Origin of the sequence: Acidovorax sp. IB03, assembly GCF_016406015.1 — a bacterium.
Taxonomy (GTDB): domain Bacteria; phylum Pseudomonadota; class Gammaproteobacteria; order Burkholderiales; family Burkholderiaceae_C; genus Acidovorax; species Acidovorax temperans.
Genome location: NZ_JAEFCH010000041.1, coordinates 25,170 through 34,098, shown reverse-complemented (window position 1 = coordinate 34,098; position 8,929 = coordinate 25,170). Strand labels below are relative to the sequence as shown.

Below are 8,929 nucleotides of genomic sequence, written 5' to 3'. Positions count from 1 at the left end.
AAGACCCAGTATCCCGTCAAAAAAATGCCGCTCAGACTTAACTGAGCGGCATTGCTCGAAAGAGGCCCTTTTTATGAAAAGTTGGTTTGGGTGAACGGCTTGGGGAGCGATGCAAAGGGTTGGGGCACTGTGTGTTGTGAGTACACAAGAATTTCCGTCTGCTTAAACGAGGCACCCCGCTTCGTCTGCGCCTTTAAGAAGACCGGTGACGAACCTAAACGCAAAAGCGTGGTAGACCTAGAGCTGCGCGCTTCTCGTTAAGCTGGGTAATCGGTAAGCTGGTTTTTGACAGCAAGTACGTGATGGCAGGATTACGCTTCAAGCAGTCGTCAGTTATCAACGTGGCGATGACCGATCCTTGCCCAAACTGACTACCCCAAATTAGCCAGCGCCTCGACAGAATGGGAGCCGAAGGCCCCCCCAAAAGCCAAGCGCCCCTCACCCAACGGTCACCGCCGCTGGCCGCGCCATCCGCGCCGCGAGCCCCACCCCCACCAACGCCGCAGACACCACGCTCAACGCCAGCGTAGCGGCAGAGCCGAAGAAGATGCCCGAGGTCATGCCATGGTCCAGCATGGCGCCGAACACCGGGGCCGACAAGCAAAAGCCCAGATCCAGGCCTGAGTACACGGTGCCGTACACACGGCCCGTGGCGCCGGGCGGCGCAGCACGCTTGATGAGCATGTCGCGCGAGGGGCCTGCCAGGCCGGTGCCCAGGCCAGCGATGGAGGCCACCACCAGGGCGGCGATGCCAGGCAACAGCCCTGTGCCCACCAGCGCCAGCAGCACGGCAGAGCCGAGCAGGCAAACCGAGATCACTTTCTCCAGCCGCTGCACGCGGCCGACCAGAAAGCCGCCCACCACCATGCCGCCCGCGCCGCACAGCATGTAGCCGGTGACCACCATGGCCGTGAGGCTCAGGGGCAGGCCGTACATCGACTGCAGCGCGGGGCTGGCAAAGCTCTGGATGGCGCTGAGGGCGCAGGTGCTCCAGAAGAAGAACGAAAAGCACAGCCACACCGAAGGCAGCTTGAGGAAAGCCATGGGATGCTCGGGCTTGGCAGCCTGCCCACTCGCGGCGCCCTTGGCCTGGTGGGCCCATTCGCCCTGGCGGTCGTCCAGCGCGTCGCGGTTGATCACCATGATGGCCAGCACCAGCAGCGCAAACGCCGCGCCGCACAGGCTGGCGGTGCGCCACGAACCCGTGGCCGTGGCAATGCCTGCCATGAACACTGGCGCCGTGGCCCAGCCCAGGTTGCCGCTGATGCCGTGCACCGCAAAGCCGTGCCCCAGCCGCTGGGGGGATACGCGCTTGTTCAGGATGGTGAAGTCCACCGGGTGGAAGGGCGCGTTGCCCAGCCCGGCCAGGGCTGCAGCCACCACCAGCCCCCCATAGCCCTGCGCAGTGCCCGCCACCAGCCCTGAAGCTGTAAAGCTCGACAGCGCAAAGAACATGACGGGCCGCGCGCCCACCCGGTCTACCAAAAAGCCCGACAGGGCCTGGCCCACCCCGGAGATCACAAAGAACACGGACACCAGCACCCCGAGTTCGGAATAGCTGAAGCCGAACTCGGCAATCAGCCACGGGAACAGCGGGGGCAGCAGCATGTGAAAGAAGTGCGAGCTGCCATGGGCCAGGCCCACCAGGCCGATGGTGCGGGCGTCTTGCCGAAACGGCACGGCGCCGGATGAAGTGCCAGAGGATGCAGAGGTCATGGGGTTGATCTTAGGCACGCCGGGCTCGGCAGTTTGACGATAGCCGGTCAATTACTATCGCAAACATGCCAAAACCTGCAACAACCTCCAGCGCACCAGCGCCACGCCGCGCACGGCGCCCGGTGGCGTATGTCGATTCACTGACCCCGCACCTGTTTGTGCCCACGGCCCAGCGCCCGGTGCGCGCCAAGGCCCGGCAGTTGCGGGCCGACACGCGGGTGATGCCGCACAGCCACCCGTGGGCACAGGTGGCAATTTCCACCACCGGCGTGATCCAGCTGACGGTGGACCGGGGCACCTACATCGTGCCGCCATCGCGCGCGCTGTGGATACCGCCGGGCATGGAGCACGCCGTGACCATGGTGGACGATGCCGAACTTCGCACGCTGTACTTTCACCAGCCGCGCGGGCGCTGCGGCCCGCAGGCCCTGGGCAGCCGCGCTGCTGCGTCTGAGCAGGCCGCGTGGCGCCAGTGCCGCGTGCTGGAAGTGTCAGACCTGCTGCGCGCCGTGGTGCGTGAAATGCCCACCACCCCGGACGACGGCCCACCGCCCAACGCAGCCACGCTGCTGCGCGAACGCCACCTGAGCGCGCTGCTGTGCGACGAGCTGGCCCGCGCAGCGCCCGTGAAGCTGGGCGTGGACCTGCCCCACGACAAGCGCCTGCGCCAGTTGTGCGAAGCCGTGCTGGCCGACCCCACGCGCCACACCACGCTGGAGGCCTGGGCGCAAGACACGGGGGCCAGCCTGCGCACGGTGGCGCGGCTGTTTCGCACCGAGCTGGGCAGCACCTTCACCCAATGGCGCCAGCAGGTGATTCTGGCCAAGGCGGTGTCACTGGCGGCGGGCCGCATGCCCATGGGCCAGATTGCGGCCGAGCTGGGCTACAGCCCGAGTGCCTTCAGCGCGATGGTGCGCAAGTCGGTGGGACAACCACCGGGGCAGTTTTTGGGGCAGCGGTAGCGGTCACCTGGCTCTCATTCCATTTTCAAACCATTCCTGACGAGGCGCGAAGCCGCAGACAGTGCTAAAGCACGGCAAGGCGAAGCAACAACGTCAGGGGTGATTTAGAGCGGATAACACAACCCAGCGCAGCGGTTCTGGCTAGGCGCCGCGTCGCAGGCAGTACGGGTAGTACGACAAGACACGGCAACGACGCCAGAAGGGTTTTGTTAGCCGCTCTTAGAAATGGAATCAGGCCGAAGAAGCAGGCAGTGGCCCTGGTTTGGCAAACAAGAAGCCTTGGCCGAGGTGGCAACCCAGGGCGCACAGGGCATCGGCCTGGGCCTGGGTTTCGATGCCTTCGGCCACCACGCTCAGCCCCAGCGAGCCCGCCAGCGCCACCACGGCGCGCACCACGGCGGCGCTGGCGCTGCCCTGGTGGGCGGTGGGACTGGTGAGGGGCGCGACGAAACTGCGATCAATCTTGAGCGTGAGCAGCGGGAAGCGGTGGAGGTACCCCAGCGACGAGTACCCGGTGCCAAAGTCGTCCAGCGCCAGCGACATGCCGTGGCTGCGCAGCTCGTTGAGCAGGTCGCAGGTGCGCTCGGGGTCGTCGATCAGGGCGCCTTCGGTGATTTCCAGGCACAGGCGCGAGGGCGGCAGGCCAGCGGCTTTCAGCATGTCCAGCAGTTGCTGGCAAAAGTGCGGGTTGCGAAAGTGGCGCGGCGCCACGTTCAGGCCCAGGTAGCCGGTGAAGTCGGTCTGGGCGGCAATGGCACGGCTGGCAGCGGCAAAAATCTGCCAGTCGATGGCTTCCATGCTGCCGCTGTCTTCGGCCACCTGCAAAAAGTCGGCCGGGCCTGGCAAGCCCTCGGTCGGGTGCTGCCAGCGCACCAGGGCTTCATAGCCCAGCACCTGCCCGTCTTGAATCGACACGATGGGCTGGAAATGGGGCACAAACTGCTGCTGCTTGAGGGCCGACCACAGGGCGTTTTCGAGGGTCAGCACGCGCAGGGCATCGCTGTGCAAATGCGCGTCGTACAGCTCAAACCGGCGCCGGCCATTGAGCTTGGCGCGGTACATCGCCGTGTCGGCGTTGCGCAGCAAATCGGTGGGGGCCGCAGCAGGCTGGTCGCACATCATGATGCCGATGCTGACGGACGCGAACAGCTGCTTACCCTCCACCACCATGGGCTCGTCCAGCACCTGCAGCATGCGCCGTGCCGAGCGCATGGCGGCTTCCAGCGTCTGGGCGTTGCTCAGCAGCACGGCAAACTCGTCACCGCCCACGCGGGCGATCATGTCCGAATCACCCAGGGTGGCCAGCAGGCGCCGCCCAACCTCTTGCAGCACCGCATCGCCCGCATGGTGGCCCATGCTTTCGTTGATGAGCTTGAAGCGGTCCACATCCACAAACATCACCGCAAAGCGGCGATGCTCGTGGCGCTGCAGGCGTGCCTGCAGCCAGGTCAGGCGCTCCAGCAGGTAGCTGCGGTTGGGCAGGCCGGTCAGGGCATCGTGCATCACCTGGTGCTGCAGCTGGGCCTCGACGCGCTCGCGCACGGCGATCTGCTCTTGCAGCTGGCCTGTGCGCTCGGCCACGCGCTGCGCCAGCTCGGCGTTGGCGCGTTGCAATGAATCGGTGGTGCGGCGGCGCACCAGGCTGCTGGCGATCTGGTGCGAGACAAAGCTCAGCAGCAACCGGTCGCGGTCGGAATACGCCACGTCGGCCTGGTAGCTTTGCACCGCAATCACGCCCAACGCCCGCCCGTCACACACCAGAGGCACGCCCAGCCAGGAGGTGGCACGGGGCCCGGCCGTCTGGAAAACACCTTGGGCGATGAGCTCATCGGCCTCGGCCCGGCTCACCAGCAGCGGCTTGCGAGTGCGCAGCACGTATTCGGTCAGCCCCGGGCCCATGCGCCGGGGCATGCCCTTGCCGCCCTGCTCGTCCACATAGTAGGGAAATTCCAGCGCCTGCCCATCCTCCGACACCAGGGCGATGTAGCAGTTGCGGGCGTTGATGAGATCGCCCACGGTGTCATGCACAGAGCGGTAGAAATCGTCCATGCTGCCCATGTCGTTGGCGCGCTCGGCAATGCGGTACAGGGCGGCCTGCAGCCGCTCGCCACGCTGGCGGCGGGCCACCTCGGCCACCAGAGTCTGATTGGCGCGGGCCAGCTCGGCGGTGCTGACCTGCACGGCCTGCTCCAGGGCCTGCTGGCTTTGCTTGCGCTGCACGGCGGTGAGTACGTGGCTGGCCACAAACTCCAGCAGCGCCTGTTCTTCGGGTCCGTAGCGATTGGGCTCGTCGTAGCTTTGCACCACCAGGGCGCCGCGCACGTGGCGGCCCTCGCGCAGGGGCACGCCCAGCCAGTCCTGCGCATGGGCACCACGCGCCCGCAAGGGGCCGGGCACCTGCTGCGCCAGCGCCTGCATGGAGCCGCGCCGGGGCAGGCCGTCGCGTACCAGGTACCAGGTCAGCGCCTGCGCATAGTCGGCCATGGGGATGCGCTGGCCGCTCTGGGGCTGGTCCGGGGTGGCTTCGTCCACCATGTAGATGAAGTCCAGGCTGTCGCTGGCCTCGTCGTACAGCGCCATGAACAGGTTGCGCGCGTACATGAGCGAGCCCACGATGGTGTGCAACTGCTGCAGCATGTGGGGCATTTCCAGGTCGGAGCTGGACAGCTCTGAGATGGCAAACAGGGCGCGCTGCAGGCGCTCGGCCTGCTCAGCCCGGTGTACTGCGGCACGCAGGCGCTCCAATTCGCTGGAGGTGACCTCTGGTTCTGGAAGCGGGGAGCGCGTGTCGTTCATGGCGGGCGGTATCCGCACATTGTTGCGCATGCCGAGGGGGCTGATCGGCAAACGGGCCGCTGGCGTTGCTGCAAAACCGAACAACGTTGCGCTGAGGCAGCAGTTTCAACGGGTTTTCGACGACCTGCCGCCCACCACCAAGACGGGGGCGAGCTGCTCCTGGGCCGCATTGAGGCAGGCGCGCGAGGAGAGCCACCCGTGACCCCTGGCCTGCGCAGGCGGCCCAGGCGTGGCAGAGTACGCACTGCGCGGCAAAAAGCCCCAGCGCCGCGCACGTGGGACGGATCCGCCCCCATCGTCGTTTCCATGGCTTCTTCCTGATTGGCCCGCCCCATGAATTCTTCCGCTGTGCAGAGCACGCCCCGCCCTGGCCTGAGCGACACCGCCTACCCCTTGCTGTTCGTGGCCCTGTGGAGCACGGGCTTCATCGGCGCCAAGCTGGGCTTGCCGTTTGTGGAGCCGCTGACTTTTCTGGCGGTGCGGTTTGCCATCGTCACGGTGCTGATGCTGGCGGTGGCCCGGTGGTTTCGCGCGCCCTGGCCGCGCAGTGCGCGGCAGTGGCTGCACATTGCGGTGTCGGGCCTGCTGGTGCACGGCGTGTACCTGGGCGGGGTGTTCACCGCCATTGGCCACGGCCTGCCTTCGGGCATCACGGCGCTGGTGGTGGGGCTGCAGCCGTTGCTCACGGCCCTGGCCGCCGGGCTGTTGCTGGGCGAACGGGTGCGGCCTGCGCAGTGGTGCGGCCTGGCCTTGGGGTTTGCGGGTGTGGCGCTGGTGGTGGCGCAAAAAATTGCCTCCGTGCCCAGCCAGGCGCTGCTAGCCATGCTGCTGCCCGCCGTGGTGGCGCTGGTGGGCATCACCTGCGGCACGCTGTACCAAAAGCGCTTTTGCCCGGCGTTTGACCTGCGCTCGGGCTCGGTGATCCAGTACCTGCCCTGCGTGGCCGCCATGGCCGTGCTGGCCAGCCTGACCGAAACCATGCAGATCCAGTGGACGGGCCAGTTCATGTTTGCCCTGGGCTGGCTGGTGCTGGTGCTGTCGGTGGGCGCAGTCAGCCTGCTGAACCTGCTGATTGGCCGGGGCAGCGCCGTGAACGTGGCCAGCCTGTTTTACCTGACCCCGCCCACCACCGCGCTCATCGCCTGGGCGCTGTTTGATGAAACGCTATCAGGCCTGGCCCTGGTGGGCATGGTGGTGGCCGTGGCCGGCGTGTGGCTGGCGCGCCAGGGCAAATGAGGCACGCGGCGGCAGCGCAGCCAACCTTCAAGCAGAATCGGGCTCTAGCGCTCATACAGCAAGCGCAAGCAGCTATGTTTTTAATAGCAAATTGATCGCATGGAACAAGGACAGCAACCCATGACCGCACGCACCCTGCACAGCTACGAACCCCGCAAGGGCCACGGCCTGCCGCACGACCCGTTCAACGCCATCGTCGGCCCGCGCCCGATTGGCTGGATCTCTACCTGCAACGCGCAGGGCGCGCTCAACCTGGCGCCCTACAGCTTCTTCAACGCCTTCAACTACGTGCCGCCCATCGTGGGCTTTGCCAGCATCGGCGCCAAGGACACGCTGCGAAACATCGAGGAAACCGGCGAGTTCGTGTGCAACCTGGCCACCCGCGATCTGGCCGAGGCCATGAACCAGACCTGCGCCGCCGTGGCGCCCCAAGTGAACGAATTTGAGCTGGCAGGCCTCACGCCCCTGGCCAGCACGCAAGTGCGCCCGCCGCGCGTGGCCGAAAGCCCCGTCACCCTGGAATGCCGCCGCACGCAGGTCTTGCAACTGCAAGGGGCCGACGGCGTGCAGGTGCCCACCTGGCTGGTGCTGGGCGAGGTGGTGGCCGTGCACATCGACACCGCATTGCTGAAAGACGGCGTGTACGACACGGCCAGCGCAGGCCACATCCTGCGCGCAGGCGGCCCGGCCGATTACTTCACCGTGGGGCCGGAGCAGTTGTTCAAGATGCACCGGCCGCGCTGAACGCGCAGAGAATGGCCACAAGCCAAATTGACCGCTAGCGCTTATGCAATAAGCGCTAGCAGCTACAAAACAAATAGCAACCCATCACCCCCCGGTGGGCCCCTGGTGAAACACCAGCTCCTGCACTGGCTGCCCGCCCACCAGGTGTTCGGTGATGATGCGGTCCATGTTGGCGGGGGTGACGTTGTAGTACCAGGTGCCGTCGGGCTGCACGCACATGACCGGGCCGCCCTTGCAGGCCGCAAAGCAGCCCACGCGGCTGCGCTTCACGCGCAGTTCCCCATCGTTCAAACCCGCGGCCTTGAACTTGGACCCCAGGCTGTCGAACAGGTGTTGCGCGGCCCCATCGGGCGCGCAGCGTGGGCCGGTGCAGATGAGCAGGTGGCGGCGGTAGTCGCTGATCTTGGGGCGCACGACTTCGGGGGTCGCGGTGTCTGCGGCCACAGCCGCATTCGTGTTGTCAGTGCTCATGCTTCGGCCTCTTCGGGGGCATCTTGCGCTGCGGCTTCCAGCGGGTTTTCAAGGGTGTCGCGGATGTATTCCACCGGCAGGCGGTGGCGCTGGGCCAGGGCTTCGATGCTGTCGCCCGCAGCGTGGTCGGCAAACAGGTTCTCCAGCCAGCCATTGAGCCCGGTGGAGAGCGACCGGCCTGGGCGCTCGCCCTCGCGCGTGGTACCCCCAGCCTGCACGTCGTATTTGTTTGCATAGCCGCGTGGCGTGACCATCAGGCCGTTTTGCACCACGGTGTTGCTGTTGCCGATGAGTACGGTGCTGAGCATGCCTATGTCGGCATCGCTCATGTGCGCCAGCGTGGTGAACTCGATGCGCTCACGGCGGCGGTAGGCGCTCTTGACGATGGCCACGGGCGTATCAGGGCTGCGGTGGCGCAGGAAAAGGCGCTGCGCCTCCACAATTTGCCGCGTGCGGCGGCCACTCTTGGGGTTGTACAGGGCCACCACGAAGTCGGCATAGGCCACGGCGTCAAGCCTGCGCGCAATGGTGGGCCAGGGCGTGAGCAGGTCCGACAGCGAGATGGCGCAAAAGTCGTGCGTGAGCGGCGCGCCCACCAGGGCCGCGCAGCTGTTGAGGGCCGAGGCGCCGGGCACCACTTCCACCACGATGCCGCCCGCCTCGGGCACACCGTTCTCGTCCACGGCGGGCGGTGCCCACCCGGCCTGGAACAGCACTTCAAACGTGGGCCCGGCCATGCCGTACACGCCCGCATCGCCCGAAGAGATGAGCGCCACCTTCTTGCCCTCGCGGGCGCGCTCCAGCGCTTCGATGGCGCGGTCCAGCTCCTCGGTCATGGACTTGCGGATGATCTCCTTGCCCTCAATCAGGTCAGCCACCAGCTTGATGTAGGTGACGTAGCCGATGATGGTGTCGGCTTCGGCAATGGCGGCGCGGGCGCGCGCCGTCATGTGTTCCGTGCTGCCGGGGCCGATGCCCACGAGCATGATTTTTCCTGCGGTCAT

Annotated in this window: 8 protein-coding genes; 4 read left to right on the top strand and 4 right to left on the bottom strand. The window is 66.4% G+C overall.

Features of this window, described 5'->3' with window-relative positions; all coding sequences use genetic code 11:
* Positions 1-438: 438 nt before the first annotated feature.
* Complete coding sequence (locus IHV84_RS17405; RefSeq protein WP_198847807.1) at positions 439-1,716, bottom strand: MFS transporter; 1,278 nt, start codon at positions 1,714-1,716, stop codon at positions 439-441.
* Positions 1,717-1,781: 65 nt separating this feature from the next.
* On the opposite strand from IHV84_RS17405, the gene IHV84_RS17400 reads away from it, so the two are divergent.
* On the top strand, positions 1,782-2,678 hold the full coding sequence (locus IHV84_RS17400; protein WP_198847806.1) for a helix-turn-helix domain-containing protein: 897 nt from the start codon (positions 1,782-1,784) through the stop codon (positions 2,676-2,678).
* A 231-nt stretch (positions 2,679-2,909) separates the two neighbouring features.
* Here IHV84_RS17400 and IHV84_RS17395 read toward each other — a convergent pair whose 3' ends face one another.
* Positions 2,910-5,474, bottom strand: a complete 2,565-nt coding sequence (locus tag IHV84_RS17395; protein ID WP_198847805.1) for an EAL domain-containing protein — start codon at positions 5,472-5,474, stop codon at positions 2,910-2,912.
* Between IHV84_RS17395 and IHV84_RS17390 the strand changes: the two genes are divergently transcribed.
* From IHV84_RS17390 to IHV84_RS17380, 3 genes are all read left to right on the top strand, one after another.
* Entirely contained in the window at positions 5,464-5,676 is a 213-nt protein-coding gene (locus tag IHV84_RS17390; protein ID WP_198847804.1) for a hypothetical protein, read from the top strand. The two genes, IHV84_RS17395 and IHV84_RS17390, sit on opposite strands and share 11 nt — an antisense overlap.
* A 131-nt stretch (positions 5,677-5,807) precedes the next feature.
* A complete protein-coding gene (locus IHV84_RS17385; protein WP_066786054.1) occupies positions 5,808-6,710 on the top strand; it encodes a DMT family transporter in 903 nt (300 codons plus the stop codon).
* A 120-nt stretch (positions 6,711-6,830) separates the two neighbouring features.
* Positions 6,831-7,454: a flavin reductase family protein gene (locus IHV84_RS17380; RefSeq protein WP_198847803.1), complete on the top strand. Its 624-nt coding sequence runs from the start codon at positions 6,831-6,833 to the stop codon at positions 7,452-7,454.
* 84 nt (positions 7,455-7,538) lie between these two features.
* On the opposite strand, the gene IHV84_RS17375 is transcribed toward IHV84_RS17380, so the two are convergent.
* Both IHV84_RS17375 and cobJ read right to left on the bottom strand, forming a co-directional pair.
* Positions 7,539-7,925, bottom strand: a complete 387-nt coding sequence (locus tag IHV84_RS17375) for a ferredoxin (RefSeq protein WP_198847802.1) — start codon at positions 7,923-7,925, stop codon at positions 7,539-7,541.
* Positions 7,922-8,929 (bottom strand): precorrin-3B C(17)-methyltransferase, encoded by a 1,008-nt coding sequence (gene cobJ / locus IHV84_RS17370; protein ID WP_198847801.1) that lies wholly within the window; start codon positions 8,927-8,929, stop codon positions 7,922-7,924. The genes IHV84_RS17375 and cobJ overlap by 4 nt, the downstream gene beginning before the upstream one ends.

Excerpts from the sequence above, each read along its gene's own strand:
- IHV84_RS17405 (WP_198847807.1), bottom strand. The coding sequence starts at position 1,716 with ATGACCTCTGCATCCTCTGGCACTTCATCCGGCGCCGTGCCGTTTCGG.
- IHV84_RS17400 (WP_198847806.1), top strand. The coding sequence starts at position 1,782 with ATGCCAAAACCTGCAACAACCTCCAGCGCACCAGCGCCACGCCGCGCA.
- IHV84_RS17395 (WP_198847805.1), bottom strand. The coding sequence starts at position 5,474 with ATGAACGACACGCGCTCCCCGCTTCCAGAACCAGAGGTCACCTCCAGC.
- IHV84_RS17385 (WP_066786054.1), top strand. The coding sequence starts at position 5,808 with ATGAATTCTTCCGCTGTGCAGAGCACGCCCCGCCCTGGCCTGAGCGAC.
- IHV84_RS17380 (WP_198847803.1), top strand. The coding sequence starts at position 6,831 with ATGACCGCACGCACCCTGCACAGCTACGAACCCCGCAAGGGCCACGGC.
- IHV84_RS17375 (WP_198847802.1), bottom strand. The coding sequence starts at position 7,925 with ATGAGCACTGACAACACGAATGCGGCTGTGGCCGCAGACACCGCGACC.
- cobJ (WP_198847801.1), bottom strand. The coding sequence starts at position 8,929 with ATGACCGCAGGAAAAATCATGCTCGTGGGCATCGGCCCCGGCAGCACG.